This window comes from Luteimonas sp. KH_071, assembly GCF_057838005.1.
This window is the reverse complement of record NZ_CM174458.1, coordinates 2,081,219-2,102,493: the sequence shown is the minus strand read 5'-3', so window position 1 is coordinate 2,102,493 and position 21,275 is coordinate 2,081,219. Positions and strand designations below refer to the sequence as shown.

The 21,275-nt window shown below is 67.5% G+C and carries 16 protein-coding genes; 13 read left to right on the top strand and 3 right to left on the bottom strand.

Annotation, left to right across the window (positions count from 1 at the left end; translation table 11 throughout):
* Positions 1-51: 51 nt before the first annotated feature.
* The gene (locus tag AC3IRM_RS09800; RefSeq protein WP_489202989.1) at positions 52-1,149 is read right to left on the bottom strand and encodes a homocysteine S-methyltransferase family protein; all 1,098 of its coding nucleotides are present in this window, start codon (positions 1,147-1,149) and stop codon (positions 52-54) included.
* Positions 1,146-2,075 carry an ArsR/SmtB family transcription factor gene (locus tag AC3IRM_RS09795; protein WP_489202988.1) on the bottom strand — a complete coding sequence of 310 codons (930 nt, stop codon included), beginning with the start codon at positions 2,073-2,075 and terminating at the stop codon, positions 1,146-1,148. Before AC3IRM_RS09795 ends, AC3IRM_RS09800 begins: the two co-directional genes overlap by 4 nt.
* Positions 2,076-2,329: 254 nt before the next feature.
* Between AC3IRM_RS09795 and AC3IRM_RS09790 the strand changes: the two genes are divergently transcribed.
* The 3 genes from AC3IRM_RS09790 (at position 2,330) to AC3IRM_RS09780 (ending at position 9,592) form a co-directional block, all read left to right on the top strand.
* Positions 2,330-3,478 carry an acyl-CoA dehydrogenase family protein gene (locus tag AC3IRM_RS09790; RefSeq protein ID WP_489205894.1) on the top strand — a complete coding sequence of 383 codons (1,149 nt, stop codon included), beginning with the start codon at positions 2,330-2,332 and terminating at the stop codon, positions 3,476-3,478.
* A 179-nt stretch (positions 3,479-3,657) separates the two neighbouring features.
* The gene (locus AC3IRM_RS09785) at positions 3,658-8,658 is read left to right on the top strand and encodes an NAD-glutamate dehydrogenase (RefSeq protein WP_489202987.1); all 5,001 of its coding nucleotides are present in this window, start codon (positions 3,658-3,660) and stop codon (positions 8,656-8,658) included.
* A gap of 145 nt (positions 8,659-8,803) precedes the next feature.
* On the top strand, positions 8,804-9,592 hold the full coding sequence (locus AC3IRM_RS09780) for an NAD kinase (protein WP_489202986.1): 789 nt from the start codon (positions 8,804-8,806) through the stop codon (positions 9,590-9,592).
* 6 nt (positions 9,593-9,598) lie between these two features.
* Here AC3IRM_RS09780 and AC3IRM_RS09775 read toward each other — a convergent pair whose 3' ends face one another.
* Positions 9,599-10,714, bottom strand: a complete 1,116-nt coding sequence (locus AC3IRM_RS09775; protein WP_489202985.1) for an alpha/beta fold hydrolase — start codon at positions 10,712-10,714, stop codon at positions 9,599-9,601.
* Positions 10,715-10,903: 189 nt separating this feature from the next.
* On the opposite strand from AC3IRM_RS09775, the gene AC3IRM_RS09770 reads away from it, so the two are divergent.
* From AC3IRM_RS09770 to AC3IRM_RS09725, 10 genes are all read left to right on the top strand, one after another.
* Positions 10,904-11,809, top strand: a complete 906-nt coding sequence (locus tag AC3IRM_RS09770; protein ID WP_489202984.1) for a 5'-nucleotidase — start codon at positions 10,904-10,906, stop codon at positions 11,807-11,809.
* Positions 11,810-11,814: 5 nt separating this feature from the next.
* On the top strand, positions 11,815-12,612 hold the full coding sequence (locus AC3IRM_RS09765; RefSeq protein ID WP_489202983.1) for a spermine/spermidine synthase domain-containing protein: 798 nt from the start codon (positions 11,815-11,817) through the stop codon (positions 12,610-12,612).
* A 270-nt stretch (positions 12,613-12,882) separates the two neighbouring features.
* The gene (locus AC3IRM_RS09760) at positions 12,883-14,931 is read left to right on the top strand and encodes an alpha/beta hydrolase family protein (RefSeq protein WP_489202982.1); all 2,049 of its coding nucleotides are present in this window, start codon (positions 12,883-12,885) and stop codon (positions 14,929-14,931) included.
* A gap of 491 nt (positions 14,932-15,422) precedes the next feature.
* Positions 15,423-15,872: a PA2169 family four-helix-bundle protein gene (locus AC3IRM_RS09755; RefSeq protein ID WP_489202981.1), complete on the top strand. Its 450-nt coding sequence runs from the start codon at positions 15,423-15,425 to the stop codon at positions 15,870-15,872.
* Between the two features lie 224 nt (positions 15,873-16,096).
* Positions 16,097-17,392: an MFS transporter gene (locus tag AC3IRM_RS09750; RefSeq protein ID WP_489202980.1), complete on the top strand. Its 1,296-nt coding sequence runs from the start codon at positions 16,097-16,099 to the stop codon at positions 17,390-17,392.
* 29 nt (positions 17,393-17,421) lie between these two features.
* Positions 17,422-17,883, top strand: coding sequence for a DMT family transporter (locus tag AC3IRM_RS09745; RefSeq protein ID WP_489202979.1), 462 nt, complete (start codon positions 17,422-17,424; stop codon positions 17,881-17,883).
* Positions 17,884-17,886: 3 nt separating this feature from the next.
* Positions 17,887-18,516 carry an HD domain-containing protein gene (locus tag AC3IRM_RS09740; protein ID WP_489202978.1) on the top strand — a complete coding sequence of 210 codons (630 nt, stop codon included), beginning with the start codon at positions 17,887-17,889 and terminating at the stop codon, positions 18,514-18,516.
* Positions 18,517-18,569: 53 nt separating this feature from the next.
* Positions 18,570-18,935: a DUF6164 family protein gene (locus AC3IRM_RS09735; protein WP_489202977.1), complete on the top strand. Its 366-nt coding sequence runs from the start codon at positions 18,570-18,572 to the stop codon at positions 18,933-18,935.
* 127 nt (positions 18,936-19,062) lie between these two features.
* Positions 19,063-19,278: a hypothetical protein gene (locus AC3IRM_RS09730; protein ID WP_489202976.1), complete on the top strand. Its 216-nt coding sequence runs from the start codon at positions 19,063-19,065 to the stop codon at positions 19,276-19,278.
* 300 nt (positions 19,279-19,578) lie between these two features.
* Positions 19,579-21,156: a leucyl aminopeptidase gene (locus AC3IRM_RS09725; RefSeq protein WP_489202975.1), complete on the top strand. Its 1,578-nt coding sequence runs from the start codon at positions 19,579-19,581 to the stop codon at positions 21,154-21,156.
* Positions 21,157-21,275 lie beyond the last annotated feature (119 nt).

Here is a 21,275-nt window from a genome sequence, read left to right as displayed (position 1 = left end):
AGAGCGTCTTCGCGCGCGAGCGTGCGCCTACGGAGGATGTGCGCGTGCCTGTCATGCCGCTGCCTCCTGCGCGCGCCCCGGTACACGCGGCGTGACATCGCGCACCGCCTCGGCGATCGCGCGGATGTGGTCGGGCGAGGTACCGCAGCAGCCGCCGACGATGTTGAGCAGACCGGCGGTCGCGAATTCGTGCAGCACTTCGGCCATGTCCTCGGGGGTCTCGTCGTAGCCGCCGAACGCGTTCGGCAGGCCGGCATTGGGATGACACGACACATAGGTCTGCGCGACCTGCGACAGCGTCTCGACGTGGGGGCGCAGGTCCTTCGCGCCCAGCGCGCAATTGAGACCCACCGCATGCGGACGTGCGTGCTGCAGCGAGTACCAGAACGCCTCCGCGGTCTGGCCCGAGAGCGTGCGGCCGGAGGCGTCGGTGATCGTGCCGGAGATCATCACCGGCAGCCGGCCGCCGCGGTCGTCGAACACGGTTTCGATCGCGTACAGCGCGGCCTTGGCGTTGAGCGTGTCGAACACGGTCTCGACCATCAGGATGTCGGCGCCGCCGTCGATCAGGCCGTGCGCGGCGTCGCGGTAGATCGCGACGAGTTCGTCGAAGGTCACCGCGCGGTAGCCGGGATCGTTGACGTCCGGGCTGATCGACGCGGTGCGGCTGGTCGGGCCGAGGATGCCGGCGACGAAGCGCGGGCGGTCCGGCGTCTGCGCCTGCTGGGCGTCGCAGGCTGCGCGCGCCAGCGCCGCGCCTGTCCGGTTGAGCTCGTGGACGAGGTGCTGCAGGTGATAGTCGGCCAGCGAGACCGCCGTCGAGTTGAAGGTATTGGTCTCGACGATGTCCGCGCCCGCGGCGAGGTAATCGGCGTGGATGCCCTGGATGATGTCGGGCCGTGTGAGCGTGAGCAGGTCGTTGTTGCCGCGCTGGTCGTGGCTTTCGCAGCCGCAGCCGGTGCCATGCGCGTGACCTTCCGCCGCATGCAGCGCGTCGTAGCCTTGCGCGAAGCGCTCACCGCGGTAATCGGCTTCGGTGAGCTCGTGGCGCTGGATCATCGTGCCCATCGCCCCGTCGAGCACGAGGATGCGCTGCGCCAGCGCCGCGTCCAGCGCGGCGACGCGTTCAGGATGCAGCCAGCTGCTCAAGGTTTTCTCGCGATGATCGAAATCACCTGGAAATGCGGCGGGCGCTTTTCCCGGGTGACGGTCTCCGCGCTGTGGATCTCGAGCCCCGCCCTGGTGACGAAGCGGCGCAGTTCCTTGTCCGGGAAGCCGAGGTTGGCGTGGCCGTAGGCCTGCACTGCGGTCTCGTGGCCGTGGCGGTCGAGGCTCGACAGCAGCAGACGGCCGCCCGGTCGCAGCACGCGCGCGGCTTCGGTGACGGCCTGCGCGGGCTTGGTCGCGTAGGTCAGTGCGTGCATCAGCACGACGAGATCGAAACTGGCGTCGTCGAAGGGCAGGGCATGCATGTCGCCTTCGCGCACCTCGACGTTGGAGAAGCGCTTCAGCCGTTCGGCCGACGCCGCGACGACCCGTCGGCTGGCATCGAGACAGACATAGCGGTTTGCATGCGGCGCCAGCAGTTCGGCGAGCACGCCATCGCCGGACGCGATGTCGAGCACGTCGCCCGTCTCCAGGAGCGGCAGCGCGGAGCGTGCCAGCGCCTCCCAGGTGCGGCCCGGCGAGTAGTGCCGCTCCATGTCGCCGGCCACGGTGTCGGCCCAGCTCTGGTCGGCGGCGCGTGTCGCCAGTACCGCCGGCGTGCGCTCGGCATCCTGGCGCAGCAGCGGGTCATCGCTGCCGGTCGACAATGCCTGCCAGAGCGCGCGCTGCGCGGGATCGAGCGCGGCATCGTCGAAGCGGTAGTAGGCGGACACACCGGCGCGGCGGTCGCGCACCAGGTTGGCTTCCTTGAGTCGCGCCAGATGGGTGGACACGCGCGGCTGGGCGAGGCGGGTGATCGAGGACAGCTCGGCTACGGTGAGCTCTTCGACTTCGAGCAGGGCGAGCAGGCGGACACGCGTGGGGTCGGCAAGCACCTTCAGGCGCGCGGACCAGGCCTCCAGATCCATCAATATCTCCATATCGCGATATAGAGATAATTGTCGGCGTGCGCAGCGTCGGGGTCAAGGTTCCACGCGCGCACCGTCATGCGGCCCTCACGTTGCGAGGGCGCGGACATACACCGTTTGCACGGCCCCTGCCGGTGCCCGCCGCACGGTGTTTCCGGGCGATTCATGCTGCAGTGCGCCACCGGCTTGTCGGGTGTTTTACCGGGTTGAAACGTTACAATCACCGGATCGTTTTCGAGCAGGAGTTGCACGCCGTGGAGTTCGGTTTCAGCGAAGAGCAGTTGATGATCCAGGACATCGCGCGCCGGATCGCACAGGAAAAGATCGCCCCCAGCGCCGAGCATCACGATCGGACTGGTGAATTTCCGGTCGAGAACATGCGCGTGCTTGGCGAGAATGGCCTGATGGGCATCGAGGTCTCCGACGCCTACGGCGGCGCTGGCATGGATCCGATCTCCTACGTACTGGCGATGATCGAGGTGGCCGCGGCCGATGCTGCGCACTCGACCATCATGTCGGTCAACAACTCGCTGTTCTGCAACGGGATCCTGACCCACGGCACCGAGGCGCAGAAGCAGGAATACGTGCGCGCGATCGCCGAAGGTCGCGAGATCGGCGCGTTCGCGCTGACCGAACCGCAGTCCGGCTCCGACGCCACCGCGATGAAATGCCGCGCAGTGAAGCAGGCCGACGGCAGCTACGTGATCAACGGCAAGAAGAGCTGGATCACGTCCGGCCCGGTCGCGAAGTACTTCGTGCTGTTCGCGGTGACCGAGCCCGACAAGGGCGCGCGCGGCATCACCGCGTTCCTGGTCGACGGCAGCCGCGACGGCTTCCACCGCGGCAAGACCGAACCCAAGCTCGGCATCCGCGCGTCGGCGACCTGCGAGATCGAGTTCCAGGACTACGTCGCCCGTGCCGAAGACGTGCTCGGCGAGGAAGGCCAGGGCTTCAAGATCGCGATGGGCGTGCTCGACGCGGGCCGCATCGGCATCGCCTCGCAGGCCATCGGCATCGCCCGTGCCGCCTACGAGGCGACCGTCGCCTATGTGAAGGAGCGCAAGGCTTTCGGCCAGCCGATCGGCGCGTTCCAGATGACGCAGGCCAAGATCGCCGACATGAAGTGCAAGCTCGACGCGTCGTTGCTGCTCACGCTGCGCGCGGCCTGGCTCAAGGGCGAGGGCAAGCGTTTCAGCAACGAGGCGGCGATCGCCAAGCTCACCGCATCGGAAGCCGCCATGTGGATCACCCATCAGGCGCTGCAGATCCACGGTGGCATGGGCTATTCGAAGGAGATGCCGATCGAACGGTACTTCCGCGATGCCAAGATCACCGAGATCTACGAAGGCACCAGCGAGATCCAGCGTCTGGTCATCGCCCGCAACGAGACCGGCCTGCGCTGATCCGCATGCCGCTTCTCCACGCCAGCATCGCGTGTGTCCGTCGCCTGCGCCGCCCCCGTGGCCGCGCGGCGTCGGTGGTTCCCGACCCGGTCGCACCTGCGGCCGCGTTGTATTGAGAGATTCCTTCCCGTCGGCCCGCGTGAAAACGCGGGCCTCATTGCATCGGAACGTTTGTCGTCATGACCTCATCCCGCAAGACAGGTAAATCCGCCGCGGCCGCCGCGCCTGCGAAATCCAAGAAGTCGGCCAGCGTGCTGCCCGTGCCGCCACGCCGCGCCGGCACCGGATTGCTCGACCCGATCTTCGATGCCGTGCGTCGCCGCGCCGGCAAGGCCGCGCATGCCGACGCCAGCGCGTTCGCCCAGGCGTTCTACCGGCGCATGACCGAGGACGAACTCCCCCTGCACAACGCCGACGGCTGGGCCGCGCTCGCCGCGGATCTCTTCGACTTCGCCGGCAAGCGCAAGCCGGGCACGGCGAACGTGCGCCTGTTCAACCCGGTGATGAGAACCCACGGCTGGGAATCGCCGCACACGGTGCTGCAGGTCGTCAACGACGATATGCCGTTCCTCGTCGACTCGGTGACGATGGCGCTGGCCGAGCAGGGCATCGGCGTGCACGTGCTGGGCCATCCGGTGCTGTCGATCGCGCGCGACCGCGCTGGTCGGCTGACCGGCGTGGGCGAGGGCGATGCTGAATCGGTGATGCATCTGGAAATCGACCGGCAGACGCCGGAAGAGAATGCGCGCATCGAAGCGCTGGTGCGCGGTGTGCTCGACGACGTGCGGGTGATCGTCGCCGACTGGCCGGCGATGCGCGAGAAGATGCTGCAGATGGCGACCGATCTGGACTCGCAGAAGATTCCGGTGTCCGAATCGAGCCGCGAGGAAGCGCAGGAATTCCTGCGATGGGCCGCGAGCGACCACTTCACGTTCTTCGGCTATCGCGCCTACAAGGTCCGGCGCAAGGGTGACGACGCGCGTCTCGAGGCGGTGCCCGACAGCGGCATGGGCCTGCTGCGCACGCCCGGCGCGGTGAAGTCGCGTCCGGTCAGCGAACTCGGCGCCGATGCGCTGCGCCGCGAAGGTCTGATCGACGCGCTGATCCTGACCAAAACCAGTGCGCGTTCGACCGTGCACCGCCCCGGTTACATGGACTACATCGGCATCCTCGGCTACGACGACGCCGGCAATGTCGTCAGCGAGCAGCGCTTCCTCGGCCTGTACACGTCGAGTGCCTACACGCGCCGCCCGTGGGACATCCCGCTGGTGCGCGAGCGCTTCGAGCACGTGATGACCGAATCCGGTCTGAAGCCGACCGGCCACAGCGGCAAGGCGCTCAAGCATCTGCTCGAAACGCTGCCCCGCGACGAGCTGTTCCAGTCGACGCCCGACGAACTGTTCCGCCTCGGCACCGGTATTCTCGGTCTGCAGGAGCGTGTGCGCAGCCGTCTGTTCCTGCGCAAGGACCGCTACGGCCGTTTCTATTCGGTGCTGGTCTACATTCCGCGCGACCGCTTCAATACCGATGTGCGTCACCGCATCGAGCAGCTGCTGCGCGAAGTCATGCAGGCTGATCACGTGGATGCTAGCGTGGTGCTCGGCGAATCGCCGCTGGCGCAGCTGCATCTGATCGTGCGTCCGCGCGCGGGCGTCGCGGCCGATATCGACCAGCCGGCGTTGGAGCAGGCGTTGCAGGCGATCGTGCGCAACTGGCAGGACGATCTGCGCGACGAACTCGTGCGCCGTCACGGCGAGGCCGACGGCCTGCGCCTGGCCGGCCGCTTCGGACGCGCCCTCACGCCGGCCTACATCGAGTTCGCGTCGCCGGCCGCGGCCGCGACCGACGTCGAGAAGCTGGCCGCGACCGCCGAAAGCGACGCGCTGCAGCTCAGCTTCTACAGCCAGCCGCTGCCGACCACCGGTGAGTCGGTGCTGCACTTCAAGCTCTATCGCCGCGATGCGCACATCCCCCTGTCGGACGTGCTGCCGGTGATGGAAAACCTCGGCCTGCGCGTGATCGCCGAACATCCCACCCGGATCGAAGTCGACGGTACGACGCTGTTCCTGCAGGACTTCTACGTCGAGGCCACGGTCGGTGCGATCGACGTCGAGGCGCGCGCCGAAGCGTTCACGGAAGCCTTCGACCGCGTGTGGCGCGGCGATGCCGAGAACGACGGCTTCAACCGCCTCGTGCTGGGCGCCGATCTGGACTGGCGCCAGATCTCGATGCTGCGCGGCTACTGCAAGTACCTGCTGCAGGTCGGTGTGCCGTTCTCGCAGGCCTACGTCGAAGACACGCTGGGCCGTTACCCGCTGCTGGCGCGTCTGTTGGTGGAAGTGTTCGAATCGCGCTTCGACCCGGCGACGGGCACCGAGAGCCGGGCCCAAATCCAGACCGGCCGCGACGCGTTCGCTGTCCAGTTGCAGGCGCTGAGCGGCAACGACGATGCGACGCTGACGACGCTGCAGCCCTTGCTCGAGGCCCGTGGCAGCGACCGCGACGCGCAGTACGACGCCGCACGCGCGGCGCTCAAGGGGCTGCTCGATCGGGTGTCCAGCCTCGACGAGGACCGCATCCTGCGCAGCTATCTCGCCGTCATCGACGCCACGCTGCGCACCAGCTACTACCAGAAGAACCGCGACAACGGCCTGCTCGACACGATCAGCTTCAAGTTCGATTCGGCGCGCGTGCCTGAACTGCCGAAGCCGCGCCCGTACCGCGAGATCTTCGTCTACGGTCCGCGCGTGGAAGGCATCCACCTGCGCTTCGGCCCGGTCGCGCGTGGTGGCCTGCGCTGGTCGGACCGGCGCGAGGATTTCCGCACCGAGGTGCTGGGTCTGGTCAAGGCGCAGATGGTCAAGAACACGGTCATCGTGCCGGTCGGTTCGAAGGGCGGCTTCATCGTCAAGCGTCCGCCCGCCGGCGGTGATCGCGACGCGCAGTTCGCCGAAGGCGTCGCCTGCTACACGCTCTTCATCAACGGCCTGCTGCAGATCACCGACAACATCGTCGAAGGCGAGATCGTGCCGCCGCGCGATGTCGTGCGTCACGACGACAACGATCCCTATCTCGTCGTCGCCGCCGACAAGGGCACCGCGACGTTCTCCGACATCGCCAACGGCATTGCCCGCGAGCACGGCTTCTGGCTCGACGATGCGTTCGCCTCCGGCGGTTCGGTCGGCTACGACCACAAGGGCATGGGCATCACCGCGCGCGGCGCGTGGGAATCGGTCAAGCGCCACTTCCGCGCGATGAACCGCAACTCGCAGACCGAGGACTTCACCTGCGTGGGCGTCGGCGACATGTCAGGTGACGTGTTCGGCAACGGCATGCTGCTGAGCGAACACATCCGCCTGGTCGCCGCGTTCGACCACCGCCACATCTTCATCGATCCGAACCCGGATGCCGCGCGTTCGTTCGCTGAACGCCAGCGCATGTTCGCGATCCCGCGTTCGAGCTGGGAGGACTACGACACGTCCCTGATCGCCAAGGGCGGCGGTGTGTGGTCGCGCAGCGCGAAGTCGATTCCGCTGTCGGCCGAGGCCCGCGAAGCGCTGGGCATCGAAGGCGATGCGACGTCGATCAGTCCGAACGAGTTGATGTCGGCGATCCTGCGCGCGCCGGTCGATCTGCTGTGGAACGGCGGTATCGGTACCTACGTGAAGTCGTCCAGCGAAACGCATGCCGACGTCGGCGACCGCGCCAACAATGCACTGCGCGTCGACGGCCGCGACCTGCGCTGCAAGGTGGTGGGCGAGGGCGGCAACCTGGGTCTGACCCAGCTCGGCCGCATCGAGGCCGCGCTGCACGGCGTGCTGCTCAATACCGACTTCATCGACAACTCGGCCGGCGTGGACACGTCCGACCATGAGGTCAACATCAAGATCCTGCTCAATGCGCTGGTGCAGGACGGCAGGATGAAGCTGCCCGCGCGCAACAAGCTGCTGGCGTCGATGACCGAGGAGGTCGCCGGTCTGGTGCTGTGGGACAACTACCGCCAGAACCAGGCGCTGAGCCTGATGGAGCGCATGAGCGTCTCGCGCCTGGGGTCCAAGCAGCACTTCATCCGCACGCTGGAATCGCAGGGTCTGCTGGATCGCCAGATCGAGTTCCTGCCGTCCGATGCCGAGATCGCCGAGCGCAAGACCAAGGGTCTGGGTCTGACGCGTCCCGAACTGTCGGTGCTGCTGTCGTACTCGAAGCTGGTCGCGTTCGACCAGATGCTCGATTCCGACATCCCGGAAGATCCGTATCTGTCGCGGGAGTTGCAGCGCTACTTCCCGCAGCCGCTGCAGAAGAAGTACGCGGAGCTGATGGAAGGCCATCGCCTCAAGCGCGAGATCATCGCGACCGCGGTCACCAACACGATGATCAACCGCATGGGCGCGACGTTCCTGCTGCGCATGCAGGAAGACAGTGGTCGGGGCCCGGGTGAAGTCGCCAAGGCGTTCACGATCACGCGCGAAACGATCGAAGCCCGTGCGCTGTGGGGCCAGATCGATGCGCTCGATGGCCAGGTGCCGGAATCGGTGCAGGTCGATGCGCTGCAGGTGATCTGGAATCTGCAGCGTGCGTTCACGCGCTGGCTACTGGCGCGCCCTGGGGCGATCCCGGACATCACCACCGCGGTCGAGCGCTACCACGACGGATTCCACGCCATCCGCGACGGCAGCAAGATCATCGCCGACGTCCAGCGCGCCGAACACGACGCGAGCCTGCAGACATGGATTGAGAAGGGCGTGCCGAAGTCGCTCGCGATCGAGCTGGCGGCGCTGCCGTATCTGGAAGCGGCCTGGGACATCATCGAGGTCGCCAGCGAGCGCAAGCAGAAGCCGGTCGATGTGGCGCGTCTGCACTTCCGCCTCGGTGAAGCGCTGAATCTGCCCTGGCTCACGGCGCAGATCGATGCGCTGGAAGTCGACGGCCGTTGGCACGCGGTCGCGCGTGGCGTGCTGCGCGAGGAACTCGGTCAGCAGCATCGCGCACTGGTCTCGCAGGTGCTGTCGATGCCGGGCACGACGCCGGAAGCCAAGGTGCAGGCGTGGCTGGAACGCGACGATGCCGCATTGCGCTTCACGCTGGCGATGCTTGGCGAACTCGCCACGCAGAAGTCGCTGGACTATCCGACCGTCTCGGTCGCAGTGCAGCGCGTGTCGCAACTGGTGCAGCGCAGCTGATCCGGTTGCGCGTGCGGCTGCCCGCTTCGTGCGCGAACCCCGCTCCGTTTCGGAGCGGGGTTCGGCTGCGGCAGGCCGTACACGCGACATCCCGCTACAGCGCCTGCGCTAAGCTGCGCGCCGACGTTCACGCACCGGCCCGCCGATGACCTCAACGCCCCGCATCGCTTTCATCGCCAGCCAGGCCGAGGAGGCGCAACGCGCCCTCTCGGTGCTGACCGGCCTGCACGGGCAGTGTGATCCCGAGTCCGCCGATGTGCTGGTCCCGCTCGGCGGCGACGGCTTCATGCTGCAGACGCTGCATCGCCATGGACAGCTGGGCAAACCGGTCTACGGCATGAAGCTGGGGACCGTTGGCTTTCTGATGAATCACTACCGGCAGGACGATCCCGCATCGGGCTCCGACCTGCTGGCGCGCATCGCAGCAGCCGAACCTGCGGTGCTGCGACCACTGGAAATGCGCACCGAGACCGAATCGGGCGCGACGGTCACGTCGCTCGCCTACAACGAGGTCGCGCTTCTCCGGCAGACGCGCCAGGCCGCGCATCTGCAGATCGATCTCAATGGCGTCACCCGTCTGGAGGAGCTCGTCGCCGACGGCGTGATCCTGTCGACCGCAGCCGGCAGCACCGCCTACAACTTCTCCGCGCACGGACCGATCCTGCCGCTGGGCGCGGGCGTCGTCGCATTGACGCCGATCGCGCCGTTCCGGCCCCGGCGCTGGCGGGGCGCGATCCTGCGCGCCGAAACCGAAGTACGCTTCCGTGTGCTCGATCCCTACAAGCGCCCGGTCAGCGTGACCGCGGATTCGCATGAAGTGCGCGATGTCGTCGAGGTCACCATCCACGAGTCGCGCGAGCGCACCGTGACCCTGCTGTTCGACGCCGAGCACAATCTCGAAGAGCGGATCCTCAGCGAACAGTTCGTGGTCTGAGCGGCGTCAGTCCACCAGCGGCGCACCATCGCCGACGGCGACTGCGAGCGGACGTACACGCTGTACCAGCGTCATCAAGGTGCGCCCCGGTTCTTCGATCGGGGCGAAGTGCGCGGAGTGCTGGAACCACGCCGCATGCTTGAATGGCGCGTCGACAGCAGCCAGCCAGTCGGCGACCGGCTGCGAAGGCGTGGTGAGATCGTGCCGGCCCAGCAGCATCACTACCGGCGCCTGCACGCGTTGCAGGCCGCGGAAATCGACGCTGCGCCACTCGCCGAGAATGCGGTCGAGCGTGAGCGCGCTGCCGGCGGCGATCGCGCGCCGGTCTTCAGGCGTGTAATCGGGCGACAGGCGCTGCGCGCGGAAGTAGTAGGCCGAACTGTCGCGGTACGCGCTGTGGCCGCCGTAGTGGATGACCCACTTGCGCTGGGCATCGATGCGACCGTTGCGCAGATCTGTGCCCGGATAGGGCGCCAGCGCTTCGAGCTCGCTGACTGCGGCGTCGTTGCTTTCGGCGCGCGCGGCCTCGAGCGCATGTGCGTAACCGATGGTCTCGTCGGTCCAGGGATGGATGATCTGGCCGATACCCACGTAGGCATACAGCCATTCGGGCTTGTCGGCCAGCACACGCATGCCGACCACCGTGCCCCAGCTGTGGCCGACCAGGATCACCTTGCGCTTGCCATAGGTGCTGCGCAGCCAGTCGATCAGTTCGATCGCATCACTGACGTAGCGATCGATCCCGATCGTCGGCGCGACGGCATCGGCATCGTTTGCGCGCAGCGTGCGTCCAGCGGCGCGCTGGTCCCATTGCACGACGGTGAAGTAGTCCTCCCACGGCTTCTGGAACGTCCAGGAGGCCGGCATCATCGGCGCCGCCGGTCCGCCGTGGAGATAGAGCAGGATCGGATTGGCGCGATCCATGCCGCGTACCGTGATCACCTGGTCGATGCCGCCGATGCGCAGCGTGTGCGTGTCCTGCACGCCGGACGGCGCCACGATGCGCTGCAGGTCGCGGACAATGCCGCGGGCGTCTGCATAGGGGTCGTCATCGGGCGTAACGGCAGCCGCGCACAGCGGAAACGCGAGCAGGGCGAGGGCACATAGGCGGACCAGGGGCATGGGGTGTTCCTCGTGACACAGGCTGGAATCCACGCTGCGCCCGCAGGCGCTCACGGCCCAGTGCCGTTGGTCAGGGGCCCGTGTGCCGGGATCGCGCATAATTCGCACAGGCTGTTCCCGCCGCTTCACGGTCTTCGTACCGTCGACGCCTCTCCGGGCACCGCCGCCCCCATCGACCTGCGATCCGCCATGCCCGATCTGTCCGTGCCCACGCTCACCGTCGCGATCACCACGCGCGCCCTGTTCGATCTCGAGGACAGCCATGCCGTGTTCGAGGCGCAAGGCATCGACGCCTACGCCGAGCACCAGCGTGCCCATGAGGACGATGTCCTCGAGCCGGGCATCGCGTTTCCGCTGGTGCGCAAGCTGCTGGCCCTGAACATCGACGCCCCCCCCGATGCCCCGCACGTCGAGGTGATCCTGCTGTCGCGCAATTCGGCCGACAGCGGGCTTCGGATCTTCAATTCCATCCAGCACCACAATCTGGGCATCACCCGCGCGACCTTTACCTCCGGCGAGCCGACCTGGCCCTATATCAAGCCCTTCGGCACCCAGTTGTTCCTGTCGGCGAATCCGGACTCGGTGCGTCGCGCACTGGAGAACGGGGTCGCCGCCGCGACGATCATCCCGGCGCGCGCGCCGGCGCATCGCAATGACCAGTTGCGGATCGCATTCGACGGCGACGCGGTCATCTTCGGCGACGAGGGCGAACGTCTCTCGCAGGAGGGCGGCCTCGACGCATTCCACAAGCACGAGCGCGAACGCGCACGCGAAGAGATGGCGGGCGGTCCGTTCCGGGGCTTTCTGTCGGCGCTGCACGATCTGCAGGCCGCGTATCCACCGGGCAAGGACGCGCCGATCCGCACCGCGCTGGTCACCGCGCGCTCTGCGCCCGCGCATGAACGGGTGATCCGCACGCTGCGCGCCTGGGGCGTGCGTCTGGACGAAGCGCTGTTCCTCGGCGGTCGCCCGAAGGGCCCGTTCCTCGATGCATTCGGCGCCGACATCTTCTTCGATGATTCGCAGCACAACATCGACTCCGCGCGCCCGCACGTCGCCGCCGGCCACGTGCCGCACGGCTGGTCGAACCGCTGAGCACGATGACGGGCACGAACGGACGCGGCCGGCTGGGCCGCTGGATCGACCGGCTGCGCGGTGGCGCCTCGGGTCCGCGCAAGCCCTACGTACGCGAGCACGACGGCTTCGTGTCGCTGCAGTTCGTGCGTCGGCAGACCCAGAGCCGCATGGTCGGCAACGATCCGGATCGTCTGCTAATCGACTACACCCGCACCATGTTCGCCGCGCTGCTGTGGCAGCCGGCGCCGGGCGTGCTCGGCATGGTGGGGCTCGGTGGTGGTTCGCAGGTGAAGTTCGCGTACCGGCAGCTGCCCGGCACGCGCATCGAGGTCGTCGAGAACAATCCGCACGTGGTCGCGCTGCGTGGCGCGTTCGGCATCCCCGACGACGATGCGCGGCTGTCGGTCGTCGTCGATGACGGCGTGCGCTTCGTCGCGGAGCGCCGTGGCCGTTTCGACGTGCTGCTGGTCGACGGCTACGACGAACACGGCATTCCCGCCGAGCTCTCCACACAGGGGTTCTACGACGCCTGCCGCGATGCACTGACCGCATCCGGCGTCATGGCCTGCAACCTCTACGTCCGCGATCCTGAAACGCACGTGGAGAAACTGCGCGCCGCGTTCGGCGCCGATCATGTGCTCGTCGTCGACGAGCCGAAGATGAGCAACCGGGTTGCGTTTGCCTGGCGCGGTGCGTTGCCGGTACTGGATGCGGAAGCCCTTACGACGCGCGTGCCGATGTCGGTGCGGTCGTTGCTGCCGGAGGTGTTTCCGCGGATGGCGGTGCGGATGGTGCGGCATCGGACGGTAACGGGGCGGTAGACCAGACCCGGGAAAAAGAAACCGTCATCCCGGCGGAAGCCGGGATCCAGCGACGTGCTGCGTACCAGTATCGTGCGGTACCACTCCAGGTCAGCAGTCCACGGCTACATCGCCTCGCAGTCACTGGATCCCGGCTTTCGCCGGGATGACGGGATGCGGAGACCCACGTGAAGCGCGGCTGACACGGGCGGATGCCCGCCGCGACATTGCACCCCCGTCCATTCCCCTGCAAAGTCGCCCGTCGACTGCAACCGTTCACGGGGAAACCGAATGCACACATGGATCCGGACACTCGCCTGCGCGCTCGTGCTGGCCACCGGCGCGCCGCTCGCGGGCGCGGCCACGACGACGGGCGGGATGACGCTCGAACAGGTCGCGCAGACACGCGCCGTCACCCAGGCGCAGATCAGTCCGGACGGTCAGGAGGTCGCGTACATCCTGTCGGTGCCGCGCACGCTGGGCGTCGATCCCGACGGTCCGGCGCGCACCGAACTCCACTTCGTCGACCGCAGCGGCAACACCCGCGGCTTCATCACCGGCAAGGTCGATGTGGCGTCGCCGCGCTGGCTGCCCGACGGCCAGCGCGTGGCGTATCTGTCCAAGCGCGAAGGCGACGAGACCCGCGGGCTGTACACGATTCCGTTGCGTGGCGGCGAATCGACCCGCGTGGTGAAGCTCGCCGGTGACATTTCCAGCTACGACCTCTCCCCGGATGGCCGCCGCGCCGCAGTCTTGTCGGCGCAGCGCGAAAGCGACGCGCGCAAGGCGCTGCGCGACAAGGGCTTCTCGCAGAAGGTCTACGAAGAAGACTGGCGGCCGATCGAACTGTGGATCGCGGAACTCGGCGCTGAGGCCGAGCCGCGCCGCATCGACATCGAGGGCAGCGTGCAGGCGGTGCGGTGGAGCCCGGCAGGCGATCGCCTGGCCGTCGTGGTCACGCCGCGCCAGCTCACCGACGACACCATGGTCGAGGCGCGCGTGCGCATCTATTCGGTCGAAGGCCGCGAGCTCGGCCGGGTCGACAATCCCGGCAAGCTCGGCGACATGGCCTGGAGTCCGGACGGTGCCCATCTGGCGATCATCTCCGCCGAAGACAAGAATGATCCGAGTGAAGGTCGCCTGACGGTGGTCGGTCGCGACGGCGGCGCCCAGCGCGATCTGCTGCCGGGTCTCGAAGGCCACGTGCGCGGCGTCGCCTGGCGCGACGCGACGACGCTGGTATTCCTCAGCCATGAAGGCGTGCAGAGCCGGGTCGGCGAGATCCAGGTCGATGGCGGCATCCAACGCACCGTGCTGGCGGCGGGCGGCCCGGTGCACATGGGCCTGAGCGTGTCGCCACGCGGCGACATCGCGCTGGTCGGCAGCGATCCGACGCATCCGTCCGAAGTGTTCCATCTGGCTTCGGGCGCGGGCGAAGCGCGCCGGCTGACCGACAGCAATCCGTGGCTCAAGGATGTGCGTCTCGCACGCCAGGAAATCGTGCGCTACACCGCGCGCGACGGTCTCGAACTCGAAGGCCTGCTGGTGCATCCGCTGGAGCGTCGCGGCAATGCGCGCGTGCCGTTGATCCTGGTCGTGCACGGCGGTCCGGAGTCGCACTTCTCGAACGCCTGGCTCAACGGCTATTCGCAGCCAGCGCAGGTCGCTGCCGCGCAGGGTTTCGCGTCGTTTTTTCCGAACTACCGGTCGAGCACCGGACGCGGCGTCGCATTCTCCAAGCTGGGGCACGGTCGTCCGGGCATGGAGGAGTTCGACGATGTCGTCGACGGCGTCGATCATCTGGTCGAGACCGGCCTGGTGGACCGCGACAAGGTGGGCATCACCGGCGGCTCCTATGGTGGCTACGCGAGTGCCTGGGGCGCGACGTACTACAGCGAACGCTTCGCGGCCTCGGTGATGTTCGTCGGCATCTCCGATCAGGCGAGCCTGGTCACCACGGGCGACATCCCCTACGAGCAGTACAACGTGCACATGCAGACCTGGCCGTGGGAAAGCCCGGAGATGTACCGCCAGACCAGCCCGATCACGCATGCACAGAAGTCGCGCACGCCGACGCTGATCCTGCATGGCGAAGCCGATCCGCGCGTGCCGGTGATGCAGTCCTACATGATGTACCGCTACCTGCAGCTCGCCGGGCAGGCGCCGGTGCGTCTGGTGCTGTACCCGGGCGAAGGTCATGGCAACAGCCGCGGTGCATCGCGGTACGATTACTCGCTGCGCCTGATGCAATGGATGACGCATTACCTCAAGGGTCCCGGCGGCGAGCCGCCGGCATACGAGATCGACTACGCGTTGCCGGCGCAGGGCAGCAAGCGCTGAGGTCCGATCACGTTGATTCCCATGAAGCTGCGCCGGGTGTCCGGCGCGGCTTTCTTGTGGCGCAAGAACCGTGCGGCCTCTGAAAATCCCTGGCCGTCGTCCCGACGGAAGTTGGGATCCATGGTGATCTTCAGATTCCATCAGGCTTCGTCGGCTGGGTCGCGCGCAGCGAAATCCCGTCCCTCTCGCCACACGTCATTCGCACATCCACCCGTTCAAAACCTGAAAGGGTTCCGGGCGCTGGACACGCCTTGGATCCCGCTCGCGGACATTCAGCGTGCATGCGGTCATCAGGACCAACACGCGCTGCGTTCACGCCACCGTCGCCTGCGCGTCACGCGTCGTTGCCCGCAGCCTCGATATCGTCCTTCCCATCGATCCGCGCCACGGCATTCCCGGTCGCGATTCGCGACACCGGCCTTGTCCGGCCGGCGCCCGGACGATGCGGCAGCGGTACGCCGCCCCCCTGATTTCCCCGAATGGAGAACCTCATGTCCAACAAGACTGCGCATACCCTCAACGATCTGATCGCCATTGCCCGCGACGGCAAGGATTTCTACGAAGAGGCCGCACAGAAGGTCGACGACGCCGAGCTGAAGACGCTGTTCGCGCGCATCGCGACCACCAAGTCGCAGATCGTCAGCGAACTCAGCGCGGCCGTGCAGGCAGCGGGTGGCAAGCCGGAAGATTCCGGTACGTTCGTCGGTAGCATGCAGCAGATGTACGGCAAGGTCCGTGCGACGCTGGGCGACAAGGAATACGGTTATGTCGCCGAGCTCGAAGAGTCGGAAGACCGTCTGCTCGAAGCGTTCGACGAGGCGTCGCGCGATGCCGACACCCCGCCTGCCGCCCGTGATGTCGTCGTGCGCCTGATGCCGGAAGTGCGTGCATGTCATGACGTGATGCGCACCCGTAAGCTTGCGATGAAGAACGCCAAGTAATCCAGGCATCCAGCGGCATTCGTGTCGCCCGACGGGCCGGTCCATGACCGGCCCGTTTTTTGTGGGCCCTCGAAACGCGATCTGCGCGCTTGGCGAGGCGGCACCGGACGCGGCGTGCCGCGTTCGGAATGCACGCGTCGGCCCGTCACAGGTTGCCGACGCAACGGTCGAGGAACGGTGGCCCGAATGGCAGAATCGCCGGCTGCCCCGTTTCGCGAATTCCGATGACCGCACCCGTCGCCGCAGCGCCTGCCAAGGGGCGTGTGCTGTTCGCCAGCCTGATCGGTACAACGATCGAGTTCTTCGATTTCTACATCTACGCGACCGCCGCGGTGCTGGTGTTCCCCAAGCTGTTCTTCCCGTCGGCCGACCCCGCATCGGCCACGCTGCAGTCCCTGGCGACATTCGCGCTCGCATTCTTCGCGCGGCCGATCGGCTCGGCGGTGTTCGGCCACTACGGTGACCGCGTCGGTCGCAAGGCGACGCTGGTCGCAGCCCTGCTGACGATGGGCATCTCGACGGTCGTGATCGGCCTGCTGCCGACCTATGCGCAGATCGGTGTCGCCGCGCCGCTGCTGCTCGCGCTGTGCCGGTTCGGCCAGGGGTTGGGACTGGGTGGCGAATGGGGCGGGGCAGTGCTGCTGGCCACCGAGAACGCACCACCCGGCAAGCGCGCCTGGTACGGCATGTTTCCGCAGCTCGGTGCGCCGCTCGGCTTTTTCCTGTCGACGGCGATCTTCCTCGTACTGACCGAAGTGATGAGCGACGACGCGTTCTTCGCCTGGGGCTGGCGCATTCCGTTCCTGGCCAGCGCGGTGCTGGTGCTGGTCGGGCTGTGGGTACGCTTGCGCATCACCGAAACCCCGGATTTCCAGAAGGTGCTCGACCAGGGCGCACGTGTGCGCTTGCCCATGCACGACGTGCTGGTCAACCAGTGGCGCGGGGTCGTCGTGGGCACGCTGCTGGCGCTGGCGACGTTCGTGCTGTTCTATCTCATGACGGTGTTCGCGTTGAGCTGGGGGACGTCGCGACTCGGCTATTCGCGTGAGCATTTTCTGATGCTGCAGCTCGCCGGCGTGGTCTGTTTCGCGGCCACGATCCCGATTTCCGCACTGTATGCCGACCGCTTCGGGCGCCGCCGCGCGATGCTGATCGCCAGCGCCGGCATCGCGGTGTTCGGCCTGTGTTTCGCGCCGCTGTTCGTCGCCGGCAGTCACATCGCCACGCTCGCGTTCCTGATGATCGGGCTCGGCCTGATGGGCCTGACCTACGGCCCGGTCGGCACGCTGCTGGCCGAGCAGTTTCCCACCGCCGTGCGCTACACCGGCGCGTCGCTGGCATTCAATCTGGCCGGCATCTTCGGCGCCTCGCTGGCGCCCTACATCGCGACCTGGCTGGGCGACCGGCATGGCCTGGCGTCGGTGGGCGGGTATCTCGCGGGCGCGGCGGTCCTGAGTTTCATCGCCCTGTGGACGCTACCGCGCGATGGCGCACCAGGCGATCTCCCGGCCGGGCGCTAGACTGGTCCGCCCTCACTGCGGAGTCGCGCATGCATCACTGGCTGCTGCTGAGCATCGTCGTCGCCGTGCTCGTGGGCATGCTGCTGCCGTTTCAGGCACTGCTCAATGCACGCGTCGGTGTGCTGACCGAAGGCGCGTTGTTCGCATCCTTCCTGTCGTTCGCGGTCGGAACCCTTGCGCTCGCGCTCGTGCTGCTGGTCACGCGCACGCCGCTCCCGTCGATGCGGACGCTGACCACGCTGCCGCCCTGGCTGTGGTGTGGTGGACTGATCGGCGCGGTGTTCGTGTTCTGCGGCACTTTGCTGGTGCCGCGGCTCGGCGCAGCCGGGATGATCTGTCTGATCGTCGCCGGGCAACTGGTCGGTTCGCTGTTGCTCGATCATTACGGCGTCCTGGTGCAGTCACGTCCTGTCGATACGATGCGGGTGGTTGGCGCGTTGCTGGTCGGCATCGGCGCCTTGCTGGTCGTGCGTCCCTGGCAGGTGGGGTAGACCATGTCGGGTCCCGGGCACACGGTGTTTCCGTTGCCGGCCGCGATGCAGGCTGCGCTCGAATCCGCGTATGCATCACCACCGCGTGCCTATCACAACTTCGGACACGTCGAGACCTTGTTGCGGCATTTCGACGAGGTGTCCGCGCGCGACGGCTGGTCGCAGCCGGACGAGGTGCGGCTGGCGATCCTGTATCACGATGCGATCTACGACGCGCGCGCCGGCGACAACGAAGCGCGCTCGGCGGATCTCGCGGTCGAATCCATCGCACGCTGGCTGCCTGGCGTCGGCCTCGACGTGGCGCGCGTCGCGCACCTCGTCCGTCTGACCGCGCGTCACGGCCAGCTGTCGCAAGAAGACTTCTCCGACGATCCGAATGGCGACGACGCGCGCCGGTTCCTCGACTGCGACATGGCGATCCTCGCAGCCGACGATGCAGCCTTCGATGCCTACGATCGCGGCATCGCCGCCGAGTACCGGCATGTGCCGCGCTGGCTGTATGCGGTGAACCGGCGGCGGTTCCTGAAATCGCTGCTCGCGCGGCCCCGTATCTATCTCGACGATGGATTCCATGCGCGCCTGGACGCACGCGCCCGCCACAACCTGCGCCGCGCGGTCACCACCAAACGCTGAAGGCGGCCGGGTGGGCGCGCGCCTGCGGACAGCCATGCCGGTATCATGTCCACATGGCGAAACTGCTGCTCAATCTGCGCTACGTGCCCGACGACGAGGCCGCCGACGTGTGCGCGTTTCTCGAAGAGGCGGGTATTCCCTGGTACCAGACCCGTCCGAGTCCGTTCGGCATCTCGCTGGGTGGCATCTGGCTGCGCGAGAACGACGATCTGCCGCGCGCGAAGGCGCTGATGGCCGAGTACCAGAAGGGTCGTCAGGCGAGAGCAAAGGCCGCCCAGACGCAGGCCGAACGTGACGGCACTGCCGAGACCTTCGGCGACATCGTGCGCAACGATCCGAAGCGGGTGGTGCTGATCGTGATCGCGATCGTGTTCCTGATCGGCTTCATGGCGGTGCCCGGCTATATGCTTTCGCGCTGAGAGGCGTCTGCTGTCTGCGCACGCGTCACCCCGCGCGAACAGACGCCACGCAAGACTGCACGCCTGTCCGTGACCGCCTGGGCCGACGCCATGTCGCCAGGCGGGGGCGGGCAACCAGGACGAGCCCATGACGACGCCCCCTGACCGATCGCATCCCAAGCCGAAAACCAAGCCATGGACCCGTCCGAATCCGAAGGCGGGTGCGGTGCGTGGGACTCTGACCGACGCGCAGAAGAACCGGGCCCGCCAGCGCGCCGACGAGGCCGGTCGCCGCTATCCGAATCTCGTCGACAACATGTGGGCCAGCAAGCACGTCGCAAAGGACGGGGCGTCCAAAAGCTGAGTGCGGTCGTGTGGCGGGGACGGCGGTGGCCTGTGCAGGCGCCGGGATGCGCCCGAACTCCTGGTCCGTCTGCCGGACAGGCTTCGCACGAGGGATCTGCATCCCGTACCGGAGCCGCGCGATACCGCGAAGCTGCGGGCGGCTTGGGCCACCCGCCACCGTTCGGAGCGAATCGTGCTGAACGGGCGCCACGGGGTAGAGACATGACGATCGGCACGGCCCGGGTGCGTGGGGGCTTGTTAAGGTCGATGGTTGCCCGCGCAGACGCGCGGCAGACCTGACCATCGCCCCGGAGATTCCATGCGTTCACGTCGCACGCCATCGCACACCTTGCTCGCCGCCCCGATTGTCCTGATCGCCGCATTCGCTGCCATGCCGGCCGAGGCGCAACGCGAGATCCGCTTCGAGAGCGCCGGGACACCGGAAGCCGGCACGCTGGTGCTGCCGGTTCCGGAGGTCGCGGAAGGCGGCACCCGGGATGGCGCGTTCGCCCGCATCGACGCCGGCAGCCAGCGCGCTCTGACGCGAGCGATCACGGCAGCCGGGTTCAGCGGCAAGGCCGACAGCCAGCTGGACCTTCCGGGTATCGCAGGCTACGACCGCGTGCTGTTGGTCGGGACCGGCACGGGTACGCCCGACGCGCGCCGCATCGAGGATGTGGGCGGACGCATCGGTCGCTTCGCCGCACGCAGCAAGGCGCCCCGGATCGACGTGGTCTGGGAAGGCAGCGAAACCGGCGCGGCCGCACGCCTCGCGTTTGGCGCCGCGCTGGGGGAGTACCGCTTCGACAAATACAGAACGACGCAGGACGTCGACACCTCGCGTGCGGGTGAGGGCATGCTCGTGGTGCGCAGCGCCGAGGGCGCTGCGGCGTCGCAGGCCTGGGATGGCGACCTGAAAGCAGTGGCCGAAGGCGTGGCGTTCGCGCGTGACCTGGTGACCGAGCCGGCGAACGCGATCTATCCCGAAACCTTCGTCGAGCGCACCCGCGCAGCATTCGCCGGCAAGCCGAATGTCAGCATCGAGGTGCTCGACGTCCCCGCGATGGAGCGCCTGGGCATGGGCAGCATCCTGGCGGTCGGGCAGGGCAGTGCACGTCCACCTCGGATGATGGTGGTGCGCTACAGCGGTGGTGCGCGCGGCGAGGCGCCGGTCGCGTTCGTCGGCAAGGGCATCACATTCGATACCGGCGGCATTTCGATCAAGCCCGGCGAGAACATGTGGCGCATGAAATACGACATGACCGGCGCCGCGAGCGCGACCGGCGCGGTGCTCGCGCTGGCCGGACGTGGCGCGGCGGTCAACGCGATCGCGGCGGTTGCACTCGCCGAAAACATGCCTTCCGGCACGGCCACGCGACCGGGTGACGTGATCCGCACTGCGGCCGGCAAGACCTACGAGGTCATCAGCACGGATGCCGAAGGCCGCATGGTGCTCGTCGATGCGCTCTGGTACGTGCAGCGTCAGGACAATCCGCGCGTGATCGTCGATATCGCGACGTTGACCGGCGCCATCGTCACCGCGCTGGGCAACGACTATGCCGGTCTGTTCACCCGCGACGACGCACTCGCTGCGCAGTTGGCAGCCGCTGGCGACGCATCGGGCGAGCCGGTGTGGCGCATGCCGTTGCATCCGGGCTACGGCAAGATGCTCGAATCGCCGATCGCCGACATGCGCAACGGTGGCGGACGTCCCGGCTCCGGCACCGCGGCGCATTTCATCGGCGAGTGGATCGATGCGGGCCGTGCCTGGGCGCATCTCGATATCGCCGGCATGGCCTGGCGTGATGGCGAGGAGCTGTCGACGACGCCATCCGGTGCGTCGGCGTACGGCGTGCGCTTGTTCGACCGGTTCGTGCGGGACAATTACGAGCAGTGATCGACCGTCGCGCGCAATCCGCATGCGCGCGGCCGGGGGCCGTCCTCCGCGTTCGGGGCATTGCGCTCTTCACGTGAGGAAGGCCGTGATGGGGGCGCCCTCAGGGGTCGGCTCGTCGC